A 15434-nucleotide genomic window follows, 5' to 3' on the forward strand; every position below is an offset into this window, starting at 1 on the left:
TAGATTATAGATGAATATAGTCATTTATTTTACTTTTACTCCTTTTTTTTGTATAATATTAGTAGTAAAGATATTTTTTACTATATAAAAATCTTACAAAATTGAGAGGATGATATTTAATGAAAACTTTAGAAACGATTATACTAGAAATAGATCCTTTTAATATTGAGGAAGAAAAAATAAAAGAAGCTGCTAAGGCAATTTGCGAGAATAAAACAGTTGTTTTTCCTACCGAAACTGTATATGGATTGGGTGCCAATGGGCTTTCAGAGCAAGCAGTAAAAAAAATATTTATTGCAAAAGGAAGGCCTTTTGACAATCCTTTAATTCTACATATTGCAAATATAAAATCATTTTTAGAGTATGCATATGTTTCTTATTCTTTATTAGAAAAGATTGAAAAATTAATTCCTGGACCAGTTACTTTTGTACTGAAAAAAAAGAAAATAGTACCCGACATCGTTACCGCTGGAAAAGACACAGTCGCAATTAGAATGCCTGCTCATCCAATTGCGTCAAAACTAATTGAATATTCTGGTGTCCCTATTGCAGCACCCAGTGCAAATATTTCTGGGAAACCTAGTGCTACTTTGGCAGAACATGTTATACAGGATATGAAAGATAAAGTAGATTATATTATTGTTGGAGGAAAAGTTGAATTTGGAATTGAATCTACAGTTATAGATTTAACTACCGGGGAAAAACCAGTTTTACTTAGACCCGGTCCTATTCCTCCACAAAAGATTGCAGAAATTTTTGGTGATATAGAAATTCCAGACTTTGCATACGGACATGTAGAAGCAGATTATATTAAGGCCCCAGGTATGAAGTATAGACATTATTCTCCTGATACACCCGTTGTTTTAATAGAACATCAAGTCAATGAAAAAATGATTTATAAAGTAATAGAAGAATATAAAAAATATTCTAATCCTATAATTCTTTGTTTACGCGAACATTGTAATTTTTATAAAGAAAATAATATGAATTGTGATATCATCGGCAGTGAAGATAATTATTATGAGTTTGCAATAAAATTATTTGAGATGTTGCGTAAGTATGATGGACAGTCAGAGATCATTATAGTAGAAGGTATTGAGGATAAAGGAATAGGAATTGCCGTTATGAATAGATTGAGGAAGGCTGCTCATAAAATAATTCAGTAAGGAGAGACTTTCATGGAGCTTTTATTGGACATAGGAAATTCATACACTACAGTAGGTTTTCATGAAAATGGGAATTTCACTTTATGGAGATTAGGACCTAGTAGCTTTGATTCTGAAGACGTTTTGTTTTCGAATTTGATAACGCTTAGTACTTACGCAAATTTAAACCTATTAGGGATTTCAAAACTTGGTATATCTTCGGTGGTTCCTAAAAATAATTTTATTGTGTCCCAATTTTCTCGTAAATTTCTTAAAATTGAACCAATTTTTGTAAGTTCTGATAAAAAGATTAATAATATTGCCTATCTAGTTGACTATCCTAAACAAGTCGGTGCAGATAGGATATCAAATGTTATTGCTTCAAAAAAAGATTATGGCGATAACGTGATAGCAATTGATTTTGGTACTGCTATTACAGTTGACGTTCTAGAGAGTGGAAATTTTGTCGGAGGAGCAATAGTTCCAGGATTTAATACTGCTATAAATTCTTTATTTTCTAAAACAGCTAATCTTCCTCAAGTTGAAATAGCATTGCTAGATTACAACATAGGAAAAAATACTATTGATAATATACAGATTGGAACAATAAAAACCATATTATTTGGTTTAGATAGATTAATCAAAGAAATTAAAAATGAAAGAAAGAAAAATTTTTATGTGGTCACAACTGGTGGAGATGCAAAATTTATATCAAACAAATTTTTAAATTATGATAAATATGACCCCTATCTTACTTTAAAAGGAATTTTATATTTTTTAGAAGAAATTAATGTATAAATTTTGATAGTAATTTTTATTTAAAAAGCAAATTCTATATTAAACTTTATATTAGAAATAGTATATTTAAAGAGTTTATTTATTGTCTAAGGAGGAGTTTGCTTGAATTTTTTAGTAGTAAATCCATGGATATATGATTCCGCCGCATATGACTTTTGGTTGAAACCATTAGGTTTGCTATACAATGCTGAAATTTTAAAGTTACTAGGACATAACGTTATTTTTTTAGATTTATTAAATAGGTATGACATAGATTTAGTAAAGTTCAAGATACCAAAAAGTAAGAAATATGGTACGGGTAAATTTTATAATGAAATAGTTGATAAGCCCCCGATATTAAAAAAAGTTCCTAGAGCGTTTAAAAGATATGGAATCCCCTTAAAAATAGTAAGAAATAAACTAGAGGCTATAAAAAGTGATCATAAGATTGATGCAATTTTGGTTGGTGTAACGTTAACTTATTGGTATTATGGAGGATTAAAAACAATAGAATTGTTGAGAGAATATTTTCCTTCAGTTCCAATCTTTTTGGGTGGAATATATTCCTCGATATATCCGAAACATGCCCAAGAAACTTTTTCTAAATATGGTGTGGATGTATTTTCTGGAACAGGTATTAAACCATTGGAACAAGTACTTCAAAAACTTGGCTTATCCACAGATGCTTTAGATAATTTTAATTGGTTTGAAGAGATCGACTTGAGTTATGATTTTTATGATTCAGATCTTTCTTATGTAGTGCTAATTAGTTCGATTGGTTGTACCTTTAATTGCTCTTATTGTATTACCCCTAATATGTGGAAGTTTCAAAGTCGAACTATCCCTGCAATTTTAAACAATATAAGTTATATATTAAAAAAAAGACCAAATATTCAAGATATTGTTTTTTTTGATGATGCATTCTTATTAAGAAAAGATATTTATGATCTATTGAAAGAATTGTCTAAATTTAAGGTAAGATATCATCTTCCTAACGGTATACATGCAAGAAGGGTTACTCCCGAGATTGCTTCATTATTGAAGAAGGCTAATTTCAAAACCATTAAACTTGGATATGAGAGTCATGATTTTAATGTACAAAAAGAAACAGGGTTTAAAGTAACTAATGCTGATCTTGCTAGAGCTGTAGCAAATTTAAAAAAACAAGGGTTTACTAAGGATGAAATTTCTGCATATATACTTCTTAATCTTCCTGAACAAAGCAAAACGGATGTAATAGAAGCCATAGATTTTTGTTATGAATTAGAAATTAGTATAAATCTAAATGAATTTACCCCTATACCTGGAACACAAGAATATTTAAAATTAGTGGCTGAAGGGTATATAGAAAAAGATACTGATCCTCTTATTCTAAACAATACTTACTTACCATATTTGTTTGATTTTGGCCTATCAATCGAAGAAATAAAAGAAATTAAACAATATGCTCAATTAAAATATCAACATTAGTTCTAATTATTCATATTTAATTCGATTTAACACCATTTATTGAAGAATTACTTTAATTTACTCAGGTTGACAAAATAATAAAAAATGACTATAATTATAGTCAAGGGGTGTTGAAAAAATGAATCTAAGCGATGCTGAATTTTATAGTATTGCTGAAGCAAAAGCAAAGTTTTCTAAAGTTATTGATGATTCAAAAGACCACGATATTATCATCACAAAAAATGGTATACCAATCAGTGTGGTAATTAATTATGATAAATTTGTAAAGATAATGGAATTTGTTGAAGAAATAAAAGATCTATCTCTTTTTGATGTAGAAGATTTTGATAAATTTAAAGATATACAGAAATTTTTTAAAGATTTTGACTATTAAAGTTGGAGGTGCATTTAAGTGGCAGAAGTTCAATTAGAAAAAGTTAACAAGATATTCCCTAATGGGTTTCATGCAGTAAAAGACGCCGATTTTGTTATTCAAGATAAAGAGTTTTTGGTTTTGTTAGGACCATCAGGTTGTGGAAAAACAACTACACTTAGAATGATAGCAGGATTGGAAGACATAACAAGTGGAGTTGTAAAAATTGATGGAAAAGTAGTCAATGATGTAGAACCAAAAGATAGAGATATAGCCATGGTTTTTCAGAATTATGCTTTATATCCTCATATGACTGTATATGATAATATGGCTTTCGGTTTAAAATTAAGAAAAACTCCCAAAAATGAGATAGAAAAAAGAGTAAGAGAAGCAGCAAAAATTTTGGGGATTGAACACTTATTAGATAGAAAACCAAAGCAGCTTTCTGGAGGTCAAAGGCAAAGGGTTGCAGTAGGAAGAGCGATTGTTAGAAATCCTAAAGTATTCTTATTTGATGAGCCTCTTTCAAACCTAGACGCAAAATTAAGGGTTCAAATGAGATCTGAATTAAAGAAGTTGCACCAAAGATTAGAAGCTACCATTGCTTATGTTACACACGACCAAGTTGAAGCTATGACTATGGCAGATAAAATAGTTATTATGCATGAAGGAATTATTCAGCAAGTGGGAGATCCTTTTGATGTATACGATCATCCTGCAAATCTTTTTGTTGCTGGATTTATCGGTACACCACCTATGAATTTCCTACCTGCTCGTGTTGTTAAGCAGAATGGTTTTTGGCTAAAAGGCGATGGATTTTCTATTAAAGTTCCAGATGATAAAGCGCATCTTTTAGAGAATTATGTTGATAAAGATGTTGTTTTTGGAGTAAGACCTGAAGACTTAACTGAGAAGTCTCAAAGTAAGGTTGCTGACGAAACTAATACAATTATCACTACAGTTGATGTTGTTGAACCATTAGGAAGTGAAACTTTGTTACATGTTACTGTAGGTTCTAATCAATTTATAACAGCAAAAGTAAGTCCACAAACTAGAGCAAAAGTAGGAGAAAAATTTAATATTGTAATAGATTTAGAAATGATACATGTTTTTGATAAAGAAACTGAAAAAGCTATTTTTTAATCATTTTTTTGTAACTTCCCATCGTACAAGCGATGGGAAGTATGTTTATATACAGATTATAATTCAATAAAAGTTGGGGGGATTTTATTGGTGATAGAACTGGTGTTAGGCTCATTGGATGGTAAAGATGTTAACTTGCCTGTTCATTACAACAGGCCTCTTCAAGGACTTTTTTATAGTTTGATGTCTGAATCTATGCCATATTATCACGATAAAGGAACAAAATCTGATGATAAAAAGCTAAAACTTTTCACTTACTCTAGAATTTATCCTCATAACTCATTTAAAGTATACAATAAAAGAATGCAGTTTGAAGGAACGTTCAGTATTTTTTTTGCTTCACCTATGGACGAATTAGTCGAAGCTGTTTTAAAAAGTTTAGATGATCAAAAGATTTTAAGAATCGAAAAAAACTATTTTACTTTGTTAAAGTATGAAAAAATTATAAGCGAGGTAAAAAGTGAGGAATTATTGGTAAAAACATTGTCTCCAATAACAGCTTATTCTACTATTCTTTTGCCCAATGGTAGCAGGTATACACATTATTTTTCTCCTTACTCAAGCGATTTCAAAAAACTTGTAGAAGACAATCTAAAAAGAAAGGCTAAAGCTTTAAAAATAGAAGCTAACAGTAGTAACTTTTCTATAGAACCATATGGTATTACTGAAAAGAACGAGAAGTTATTATTTTACAAAGATATTATTATCAAAGGATGGACTGGATATTTTATTTTAAGAGGTGATGCTTCTTTAATCCAGCTTGCTCTTAATTCTGGATTAGGCGCAAAAAATGCTCAAGGATTTGGTATGGTTTTTCCTGTTAAACACAAAGTAAAAAACAGAGAACTAGAATACACTGATAATCAAAAACATAAAAATGAATTTATACCTTAAACTTTAACATGGTGGGGGTGGATTTTTTGAAAAGTAAGAATATCCTTTACGCTCAATCGGGAGGAGTTACAAGTGTTATAAACGCAAGTGCTTATGGGCTCATTTCGAAAGCTCTAAAATCTGAAGAAATAAATAAAATATATGCTGGAATTTATGGCATTTCTGGTATTCTAGAAGGAAATTTATTAGATATAAAAGAAGAACCAATTGAAAAGATTCATGCGTTAAGCTACACACCTTCAAGTGCTTTTGGTTCATGTAGACGCAGATTAAAGGATGATGATAATGAAGGTTTTAATAGATTATTTCAAATATTTGATGAGTATAACGTAGGTTATTTCTTTTATAACGGCGGAAACGATTCTATGGATACAGCACACAAAATTGACCAATATGCCATAAAAATAGGTTATGATTTAAAAGTAATTGGAATTCCTAAAACTATTGACAACGATCTATACGGAACAGATCATTCACCAGGATACGGTTCTGCAGCTAAATACCTTGCAATATCTATGCTTGAGTCTAGCATAGATACAAGGAGCATGTCAAAAGACTCTACCAAAATATTCATAATGGAAACAATGGGACGACACGCTGGTTGGCTGGCAGCATCTACTTCTTTAGCAAAATTAAATGCAGATTTTGGTCCACATATAATTCTCCTTCCTGAACGAATATTTGATGAAGACAACTTTGTTAATAAAGTTAAATATGAAGTTGAGAAGAATGGATACTGCACCATTGCGGTATCAGAAGGGATAAGATATAAAAGTGGTTCTTTTGTATCAGATATGGGATATACAGACAGCTTTGGAAACAGACAATTAGGAGATGCAGGAAGGGTAGTAGCTAATATTATATTAACAAGGTTGGGTTTAAAAGTACACGTTGCAGTGCCAGATTACCTACAAAGAAGTTCAGGTCATATTGTAAGCAAAACTGATCGTGAGGAAGCTATAAAAGTTGGTGAAGTAGCTTTAGATTTGGCTTTAAGTGGTATTTCAGGATTTATGGTTACTATTAATAGAGTCTCTAACGAACCATATCAAGTTCAATATGGGAAAGTTCCTTTATTTGAGGTAGCAAATAATACTAAGTATATGCCTGAGGAATTTATTGCAGATGATGGGTATGGTGTTAATGATAAATTTATTAAATATGCTAAACCATTGATTTTTGGTGAAAGTTACCCAGATTATAAAGACGGTATTCCTGATTACGTTTATTTTCCTTTAAATGAAAAATAAAAAGATAAGATAATAATAAATGACTCAGATTATATAATCTGAGTCATTTATTATATTCAATCTCAATTACTTAAAGAGCACTATAAATCATATTTATAATAGTATTTTCAAATTCTTTTACACTTTGTCTAGATGAAGAAAAATTATTTTCAATAAGAGTGAGTAAATATAAATTGCCTTTTTTTGTTCTAATAATCGCTGATATAGCAGAATCATAGTATAAAGTGCCAGTTTTTGCATATATTTCAAAATTGAATCTGTTGTTAATAGTACTTTCTTCATTAGGTGCAGCTAGCCAATCGAGTAAACTTGAACTATAATTTTTATATAGATACAACACTGCGTCATTTATCATTTTAGGTGAAAGAAGATTGTACTTTGATAAACCGCAACCATCCTTTAGTACATATTGACTAGGTTTATATCCTAAAATTTCATCAATTTTTTGTTTAAAATATTTTTCAGAATCGGATATTGTTCCTTTTCCATATATTGCTCCTAGATTTCTAAATAGTTGTTCAGCTATTTGATTGTCACTAGTTTCCAACATAGTTTTAATTATTTCTTTTAATGGAACGGAATAATGTGTATAAATTGAAGAAGCGCTGAAGGGAACCACATCATACTCTATAGCCCCTAAAAATGAAACTCCCAATTCCTGCAAATAAACAGTGGTTAGAAAATTCAAATAATCTTTTATTTCACCATTAGTTTTGTATTTTAAAGATTCATGACTACTCATCCAAATGTTAATCGAAGCTATTTGGGGTTGAGGATCATCCCACATCCAGCCTCTGCCAAATCCTTCTTCTGTCAAAAAAGAGTAATCAAATACAATATTTCCATATAATTTTGTAATTCCTTGATCTACGGTAGCTTTTTTTAATATATACTTGTATTCATCAGAAGATAACACAGGATTTCCAAAACCTTTTATATAAATATTTCCGTTATAATTAGATGTAATTGGCGAAGATCTAAATACTTGAGTTTCGAATCGATAATTAGTCCCTAGAGATTCTAAAGAAATTAATGCGGTAATTATTTTTGATAATGAAGCTGGTGTAAATAGTTTGTCTTCATTAAAAGATAGTAAGACTTGGTTTGATGAAAGATTTCTTAATTCCATTCCAACAAATCCTTCAAAGGAATTAAGCAGATTAAGTATCGAATCCATAGTATTTTCAAAGCTTGGTTGTTGTACAGTTGGATATTCAATTGGAGTTTGATAAACTTTAGAAGGATCAATAACTTCGATTCTATCTAAATAATCAGATGATTCTCCGTCTCTAGAAAGTGGTGTTCTACTTGAAAGTGGTACACCAAAAGAAATAGAAATAAATATTAGAAGAATAAAAAAGATCAATAAAGCTTGAGAAATAATTTTGTTATTTTTCACCTAAATTAGCATCTCCTTTTACAATGATAATCTTTTCAATTGGTTTAAGAGCGTTTTCAATTAATTTTCTATAATTTGTTACAACTTCTTTAAAGTTTCGATTTTTTAATAAAAATCCCATACCTTTGGTAACGGAAATTAAGAATTCCAAAATATATATTGCATCAATATCATTTCTAACTTCATTTTGTTTTTGAAATTCGATTATTTTATTTACAATCACCTGCCCATATGTTTGATAAAAATAGTTATTCACAAATGTGGAAATTCTTTTATTAGTAAAAAAATCATCAATAGGATATTCTTTTAAGATTGATTCAATATCAAAGTTTAAATTAGAAATGTATTCTAATATCTCATCAAAATTTTTTAACTCATCCACATATTTTTTAAAGGATATATATAGCTCATCTAAAATAGATTTAATTAGGAAAATTATAAAATCTTCCTTTTTACCATATTTTTCATACACAGTAGATTTACTTAGTCCTGCTGATTTAATTACTTTTTCATAATTAAATCGAGAGATTCCTTTATTTAATAATTCCACTTTTGCTATATCAATTAGTACTTGGATCTTAGAAGAAGTAGTTTTTCGAGTTTTATTTTTTTTAGACATAAACCACCTTAACTATAAATCAATTTATATTATAAAAATAGTATATACATATACATTTATCTTGTGCTTTTATAGTCATTTTAATAGTTTATAAATTGTATTTATTGTATAAATAACTTTGTATTTTATCATATAATATACATTATATAATATTAAAAGGGGAGTTTTTATTTCAAGTGACATTTTATCACATAAATATCAAGTTTGTTTTTATAGCATAATCTTAAAAGATACCTCTTTGTAGAATCGCTTATTTTATGTTTTATTAATAAAGGATATGATTTTATATTCAGAAGAAAAAAGAACGCCTTAAAAACGATTTAAAAGAGAACCATTGATTTTAGGAATATAAAAAAGCAAAAAGTAGAGTGTTTTTACCTTTTGTCGGAAAACTTAGGTTTTCCGACACTAATTTTATATTTTATAAGATTGTTCTTATAGATTGATTAATTGCTAAACCCTCATTAACAAAAGGATATAGAAAAAAATAAGATCTCACACGTAAATAAATATTAATATAAACATAAAAATAGCTCTTCAAAAGTTTGTACAGCGTATATACATTATAAAGTTGCAAATAAAACACCTATTTACATAACAATAAATCAATATGTTTATAACATAAACTTGCACATTGTAAATGCATTAAATACCTATAAGTATATTTTAAATATTATTGATTGAACTCTACTCTTAAATCTCTAAGAACTTTATCTGCCAAAAAGTCAAATAGTTAAATAGTACATTAACTGTTATCACAGTATTTTAAAATTCATCTGAACATAAAATTTTGGTCTGGAGCCATTAAACTTTTTCTCACTAATTAGGATAGGGCTTCTCTAATTTACTAAGAAATATAAGTCAGGTTTGGCGTAATTCTCATCATAAATTGAAAGTAAGTCGATTATATATGTTGTTAATTAGTATTTATTATACCGCATTTTCAAATATTTTCATAAATATTTTTTTGGAATTTTTCGTTCTTATAATTATATATACTGTATATGTAATGATATTTTTTAAAAATAATCTGCAATATGTTTATACTTTATATTTATATAATTAGTAAATAATGTATATACTAATCTGAAATTTATAGAATTTTATACATTTTATATATATTGATAATATTGATTAAAGTTAAAATTAAACGATGTATTATTAAATTTTATGGTAAAATAGTTATATAATAAACTGAATAATAATACTAAAGGAGATCTAAAATGGCATATGATTTTGATGAAATAATTGACAGAAGAAATACTGAATCTGAGAAATGGTGTAATCTTCTTAATATTTATGGAAGAAACGATATAATACCAATGTGGGTTGCAGATATGGATTTCAAATCACCACCTGAAGTTATTGATGTTTTAGAAGATAGGGTTAAGCATGGTGTCTTTGGATATCCTATGTTAAAAGATGAGTATATTGAACCTTTTATTAAATGGGTATTCAAGAAGCACACTTGGAAAATCGATAAAAACTGGGTAATAATGAACAGTTGTGTTGTAGATTCACTTAAAACTGCTGTATTAACTTTTTCAAGACCTGGAGATAGTATTGTAATTCAACCACCAGTTTATCGTCCATTTTTTAATTTAGTTACTTCTAATGGAAGAACTCTTTTAACCAATCCTTTGAAAATTGAAAATGGAAGATATAAAATTGATTTTAACGATCTTGAGAAAAAACTGTCAGAAAAAAGAACAAAATTACTTCTATTTTGTAGTCCTCATAATCCAGTTGGTAGAGTTTGGGAAGAAAACGAACTTAGAATGTTAGGAGAATTGTGTTTAAAATATGATGTTTTGATACTTTCAGATGAAATTCATAGTGACATCATCTATAACAATAAACACTTGCCAATTGCCTCACTTTCAAAAGAACTTCAAGATTCAACTTTATCTTTTTATGCTCCAAGTAAAACATTTAATTTAGCTGGGCTTAGAACTTCATTTGTTGTGATTCCTAATGAAAGAATAAGGACAGAATATGAAACTGTTTTATCTAGTATTTCAAGTATGAGCATTAATATATTTGGGTTATTAGCTGCTTCAGCTGCTTATCAATATGGTGAAAAATGGCTCGATGAATTGATTGATTATTTGAAAGGAAATATTGATTATGTGATCGAATTTTTTAAACATAAACTTCCGAAGGTGACAATAAATCCTCCAGAAGGAACTTTCTTACTTTGGCTAGATTTTAGAAGATATGGAAGCGAATCTTTTGTAAAAAATATTTTAATTAATGAAGCACATGTTGGATTAGAAGAAGGAAGTATTTTTGGGCAAGAAGGCCAAGGATTTTTTAGAATGAATATAGGTTGTCCAAGAAAAATTTTAGTCAAAGCTTGTGACAACATTTATAATGCTTTTAAAAGTTTAATATAAATATCAACTTATTTATCTTTAAGATTTTTTAAAACCCTTATCCAAAACATATTTTAAAAATAGAATTTTGAATTTATAATGGGTCTAGGGTGGAGCCCACTTCCTTTTTTCTTGGTACAAGTACGAAAAATGTAAAAAATTAAGAGTCGGCAAAAATTAGAAGTGGGGAGGTATTTTGTAAAAAATCAAACCTAAAAAATATATATAATGACGTTTTTAGGATTTCTGAAGATATTACTAAATCATAATAGGGAGGTTGGTCAAATGTTGACAGATATAGAAATTGCTCGTTCAGCGAAAATGAGAAAGATCGTCAGCATAGCAAATGAATTAGACATTCCAGAAGAATATTATAATCTTCATGGAAAATATATTGCAAAGGTATCTCATCAATATTTAAATGAGTTAGATTTTAAAAAAGATGGGAAACTAATAATGGTTACAGCTATTACCCCTACACCTGCAGGAGAAGGAAAAACAACTACTAGCATAGGCCTTTCAATGGCAATAAATAAACTACAGAAAAATTCGATAGTTACATTAAGAGAACCTTCTTTAGGACCAGTTATGGGAATTAAGGGAGGAGCTGCAGGTGGAGGCTACGCTCAAGTTCTGCCCATGGAAGATATTAATCTTCATTTTACTGGAGATATTCATGCTGTTACAACTGCTCATAATCTTATTTCAGCTATAGTTGATACATATATAAAATATGATAAGTTAAACATAGATTCTACTAGGGTACTATGGCCTAGAGCTATGGATATGAATGATAGATCTTTAAGAGACATAGTTGTGGGTTTAGGAGGAAAGAATAACGGCTATCCTCGAGAGGATAGTTTTGTCATAACTACTGCTTCAGAAATAATGGCTATTTTATGTTTATCAAAAGACCTAGAAGATCTTAAAGAACGGCTTTCAAGAATTGTTGTTGCAAGAAATAAGGAAGGAGACCCAATTACAGTTAAGGATTTAGAAATATCAGGTGCGCTTGCGGTTCTACTAAAAGACGCGATTAACCCAAACCTTGTTCAAACGATAGAAAATACACCTGCATTCGTTCACGGCGGTCCTTTTGCTAATATTGCACATGGTACAAATGCAATTACGTCAACTAAACTAGCGTTAAAGCTTTCTGATTATGTTGTAACAGAGAGCGGGTTTGGTTCTGATTTAGGTGCTGAAAAATTTTATGATTTTGTATGCCCTACTTTTGGATTACATCCTTCAGCAACTGTTCTAGTTGCTACTATAAGAGCTTTAAAGTACCATGGAGGGCAAAGTAAATCTGCTCTTTCTATTCCTGATTTAGATAGTCTTAAAAAAGGTCTTCCCAATTTACAAGTTCATATAGAAAATTTGAAAAAATTTAATTTACCAGTAATAGTAGCTATTAATAAGTTTGAAACTGATTCACAAGAAGAAATTAAATTGGTTCTTGATTTTGTTAAAGATTTAGGAGTCGAATGTAGTGTAAATGAATCTTACGAAAAAGGTTCTGAAGGAGCCGTCGATTTAGCAGAAAAAGTAATAAAATCATGTGAAAAAGATTCAGAATTAAAAACAATATACAACTTTGAAGACGAATTAGAAATAAAAATTGATAAATTGGTTAAAAATATATATAGAGCTGGAAGAGTTGAGTATACTAGTGAAGCAATTCAATCCATGAAATTTTTGAAAAAGTATGGGTACGATAAGCTTCCAATAATAATGGCTAAAACGCAATATTCCATATCTGACGATCCACACAAACTTGGATTTCCAAAAGATTATACTTTTACTATAAGAGATTTTGAGTTATCAGCTGGAGCCGGTTTTATTGTTGGATTAGCTGGAGACATGCTTAGAATGCCAGGATTGTCAAAGGTTCCAAATGCAGTTAATATTGATATAGATAAAAATGGAAATATAATAGGACTTTATTAATTTAATGTTTACTAATGACTTTAGAAATGAGAATTTCTAAGAGTTAGCATTTGAATTTATAACAAGTCCAGATCAAGCCCTCTACGTTCCTAGAGTTCAAGTACCAAAAAAGTTTAAAAATTCAAAATTAGTGCGGATTAGAACTGAGGAGGTCTTTTGTTAAAAATTGAATTCTAAAACATATATATAATAAGGATTTTGGAATTTCTAAAGACTGTATAATGTCTATCAATAGGAGGATCTAAGTATGTATATTGATGTTAAAAATATATTACATGAGTTAAATGAAGAAATAGAGTTACTCAAGAGTAAAGTTAGTCATGAACCTAAGTTAATAAGTTTAGTAGTTGAACCAGATCCTTCAACTTTATCATATTTAAAAACTCAAAAAAAAACCACTAAGAAATATGGAGTAAATTTAGAAATAATTGAGAGTCATAATTTAGAAGAAGACTTAAATTACTATAACGAAGATAAATCAGTTGATGGTATATTTGTTTCAAGACCTTTACCAAAAAGATATTCGGAATTAGATATAGCAAGAAATATTAATCCTAAAAAAGATGTTGAAGGAGTTAGTTTCTTTAACATAGGATCTATGTATTATGAAGAAGAGTTGTTTGTGCCATGTACAGCCGAAGCAGTTGTAAAAATAATTGAGGAGAACACAAAGATTCAAGGTAAAAATGTGGTGGTTGTTGGACGAAGTACTACTGTTGGTAAACCAGTAGCCATATTGCTACTAAAAAGAGGAAGAGATGCTACCGTCACAGTTGCCCATTCAAAAACCATAGATCTAAACGAAATAACCCAAAAAGCTGATATTCTAGTAGTTGCCATTGGAAGAGCTAATTATATAAAGCAAAACTTTGTTAAAGAAGGAGCAACAATAATAGATGTTGGAATTAATGTTGTAGATGGAAAAATAGTTGGAGATGTGTCAAGTGAGGTAGTAGAAAAGTGTGAAGTCACCCCAGTACCAGGAGGAGTAGGAAGTGTTACTTCCCTAATATTGATAAGAAATGTGTTTAGAGCTGCCATAAATAATAGTATTTAAATACAATATTAATTAGGTAGAGGGCTAATAAACTACTATTTGCCCTCTGCCTAATTTTCTATGATTCGTAAGAAATTATATTTCATCCAGTAAAGAACTGTGATTATCAGCTCGAACATATATTCCAGTTGTGGAAATTGTTGTGTGACCAAGAATATATCTAACTTCTTCTATATTTTTGCCCGAATTTAAAAGTCTTTTAGCACAAGTGTGTCTTAAAGCATGAGGTGTTGCATTAATATAGTTAATATTCATTTTTTTATCTGTGATTAATTTTTCTATTTTTTTATTAGCTTTTATAACATAATTTTTGAATCTTCTCTCCATGGTCCGAGAAGTAAAAGGAAAATCTTCCTTATTTGAAAAAAGATATTCTTTTCCGTTTGCAAATTTCACAAGTTCTTCAGCATATTCTTTGGAGATTTTGAGAATTCTTTGCTTATTACCTTTTCCATAAATAATTAATTCAGCATAATTTTTATTAAAGATTATATCATCTACTCTAAGATGCAAAGCTTCTGAAATTCTAAGACCTACAGTTGCGAGCAAATTAAAAAAGATTTTATCAAATTCATTATCAATAACAGAAAACAAAATTTCTAATTGTTCCTCTGTTAATCCCTTAGGAATTTCACTTGGTACACTCGCATTTGCATCTTTCCAATACCTATTACCTGATATTTCTCCGTTCTCATAGAGATAATTCAAAAAAGATCTTAAAACTACGATTCTTAACTTTATAGTTCTTTGAGATAAATTTGATATATGTTCTAAATATTTTAAAAAACAAGTCCTTGTAAGTCCGTATTTTAATACAAATTTTTTGTATTTATTTAATATTTTTCTATATTCATAGATTGTTGAATCTGCTCTACGTTTAATAAACTTTAGATAAGATAAAAATTCGTCGATATATTCATCAATTTCATTTTCTTGGATATTATTAAGTTTATCTAAACTTGAATCTTTCATCATAAGTCCCCCATTTAATTCACTTCGTACA

At 29.2% G+C, this 15434-nt stretch carries 13 protein-coding genes; 10 read left to right on the forward strand and 3 right to left on the reverse strand.

Annotated features, from left to right (window positions below; translation table 11 throughout):
- Positions 1-119: 119 nt before the first annotated feature.
- The 7 genes from DTL3_RS07060 to DTL3_RS07090 all read left to right on the forward strand — a co-directional run bounded on the left by DTL3_RS07060 (position 120) and on the right by DTL3_RS07090 (position 7031).
- Entirely contained in the window at positions 120-1166 is a 1047-nt protein-coding gene (locus tag DTL3_RS07060) for an L-threonylcarbamoyladenylate synthase (protein WP_045088109.1), read from the forward strand.
- A gap of 12 nt (positions 1167-1178) precedes the next feature.
- On the forward strand, positions 1179-1943 hold the full coding sequence (locus DTL3_RS07065; RefSeq protein ID WP_045088110.1) for a type III pantothenate kinase: 765 nt from the start codon (positions 1179-1181) through the stop codon (positions 1941-1943).
- Positions 1944-2045: 102 nt separating this feature from the next.
- Positions 2046-3392, forward strand: a complete 1347-nt coding sequence (locus DTL3_RS07070; protein ID WP_045088111.1) for a B12-binding domain-containing radical SAM protein — start codon at positions 2046-2048, stop codon at positions 3390-3392.
- A 118-nt stretch (positions 3393-3510) separates the two neighbouring features.
- Positions 3511-3765, forward strand: coding sequence for a type II toxin-antitoxin system Phd/YefM family antitoxin (locus DTL3_RS07075; RefSeq protein WP_045088112.1), 255 nt, complete (start codon positions 3511-3513; stop codon positions 3763-3765).
- An 18-nt stretch (positions 3766-3783) separates the two neighbouring features.
- Entirely contained in the window at positions 3784-4887 is a 1104-nt protein-coding gene (locus tag DTL3_RS07080; RefSeq protein ID WP_045088113.1) for an ABC transporter ATP-binding protein, read from the forward strand.
- A gap of 90 nt (positions 4888-4977) precedes the next feature.
- Positions 4978-5781 carry a CRISPR-associated endoribonuclease Cas6 gene (gene cas6 / locus DTL3_RS07085; RefSeq protein ID WP_045088114.1) on the forward strand — a complete coding sequence of 268 codons (804 nt, stop codon included), beginning with the start codon at positions 4978-4980 and terminating at the stop codon, positions 5779-5781.
- Positions 5782-5807: 26 nt separating this feature from the next.
- Positions 5808-7031, forward strand: coding sequence for a 6-phosphofructokinase (locus tag DTL3_RS07090; RefSeq protein ID WP_144403498.1), 1224 nt, complete (start codon positions 5808-5810; stop codon positions 7029-7031).
- Positions 7032-7101: 70 nt separating this feature from the next.
- Here DTL3_RS07090 and DTL3_RS07095 read toward each other — a convergent pair whose 3' ends face one another.
- Positions 7102-8430, reverse strand: a complete 1329-nt coding sequence (locus tag DTL3_RS07095) for a D-alanyl-D-alanine carboxypeptidase/D-alanyl-D-alanine-endopeptidase (protein ID WP_045088116.1) — start codon at positions 8428-8430, stop codon at positions 7102-7104.
- Positions 8420-9049: a TetR/AcrR family transcriptional regulator gene (locus DTL3_RS07100; RefSeq protein ID WP_045088117.1), complete on the reverse strand. Its 630-nt coding sequence runs from the start codon at positions 9047-9049 to the stop codon at positions 8420-8422. The genes DTL3_RS07095 and DTL3_RS07100 overlap by 11 nt, the downstream gene beginning before the upstream one ends.
- A gap of 1223 nt (positions 9050-10272) precedes the next feature.
- Between DTL3_RS07100 and DTL3_RS07105 the strand changes: the two genes are divergently transcribed.
- The 3 genes from DTL3_RS07105 to DTL3_RS07115 all read left to right on the forward strand — a co-directional run bounded on the left by DTL3_RS07105 (position 10273) and on the right by DTL3_RS07115 (position 14431).
- Positions 10273-11445, forward strand: coding sequence for a MalY/PatB family protein (locus tag DTL3_RS07105; protein ID WP_045088118.1), 1173 nt, complete (start codon positions 10273-10275; stop codon positions 11443-11445).
- Positions 11446-11709: 264 nt separating this feature from the next.
- Positions 11710-13374, forward strand: a complete 1665-nt coding sequence (locus DTL3_RS07110; protein ID WP_045088119.1) for a formate--tetrahydrofolate ligase — start codon at positions 11710-11712, stop codon at positions 13372-13374.
- A 247-nt stretch (positions 13375-13621) separates the two neighbouring features.
- Positions 13622-14431 (forward strand): bifunctional 5,10-methylenetetrahydrofolate dehydrogenase/5,10-methenyltetrahydrofolate cyclohydrolase, encoded by an 810-nt coding sequence (locus DTL3_RS07115; protein ID WP_045088120.1) that lies wholly within the window; start codon positions 13622-13624, stop codon positions 14429-14431.
- A 75-nt stretch (positions 14432-14506) separates the two neighbouring features.
- Here the strand turns inward: DTL3_RS07115 and DTL3_RS07120 are convergent, their stop codons facing one another.
- Positions 14507-15403, reverse strand: coding sequence for a tyrosine-type recombinase/integrase (locus DTL3_RS07120; protein WP_045088121.1), 897 nt, complete (start codon positions 15401-15403; stop codon positions 14507-14509).
- Positions 15404-15434 lie beyond the last annotated feature (31 nt).

It is taken from the genome of Defluviitoga tunisiensis (genome assembly GCF_000953715.1).
In the GTDB taxonomy this organism is placed as follows: Bacteria; Thermotogota; Thermotogae; order Petrotogales; family Petrotogaceae; genus Defluviitoga; species Defluviitoga tunisiensis.

Bases quoted from the DNA above. Each gene is read 5' to 3' on its own strand.
- DTL3_RS07115 (WP_045088120.1), top strand. From the start codon at position 13,622: ATGTATATTGATGTTAAAAATATATTACATGAGTTAAATGAAGAAATA.
- DTL3_RS07120 (WP_045088121.1), bottom strand. From the start codon at position 15,403: ATGAAAGATTCAAGTTTAGATAAACTTAATAATATCCAAGAAAATGAA.
- DTL3_RS07100 (WP_045088117.1), bottom strand. From the start codon at position 9,049: ATGTCTAAAAAAAATAAAACTCGAAAAACTACTTCTTCTAAGATCCAA.
- DTL3_RS07065 (WP_045088110.1), top strand. From the start codon at position 1,179: ATGGAGCTTTTATTGGACATAGGAAATTCATACACTACAGTAGGTTTT.
- DTL3_RS07110 (WP_045088119.1), top strand. From the start codon at position 11,710: ATGTTGACAGATATAGAAATTGCTCGTTCAGCGAAAATGAGAAAGATC.
- DTL3_RS07060 (WP_045088109.1), top strand. From the start codon at position 120: ATGAAAACTTTAGAAACGATTATACTAGAAATAGATCCTTTTAATATT.
- DTL3_RS07075 (WP_045088112.1), top strand. From the start codon at position 3,511: ATGAATCTAAGCGATGCTGAATTTTATAGTATTGCTGAAGCAAAAGCA.
- DTL3_RS07105 (WP_045088118.1), top strand. From the start codon at position 10,273: ATGGCATATGATTTTGATGAAATAATTGACAGAAGAAATACTGAATCT.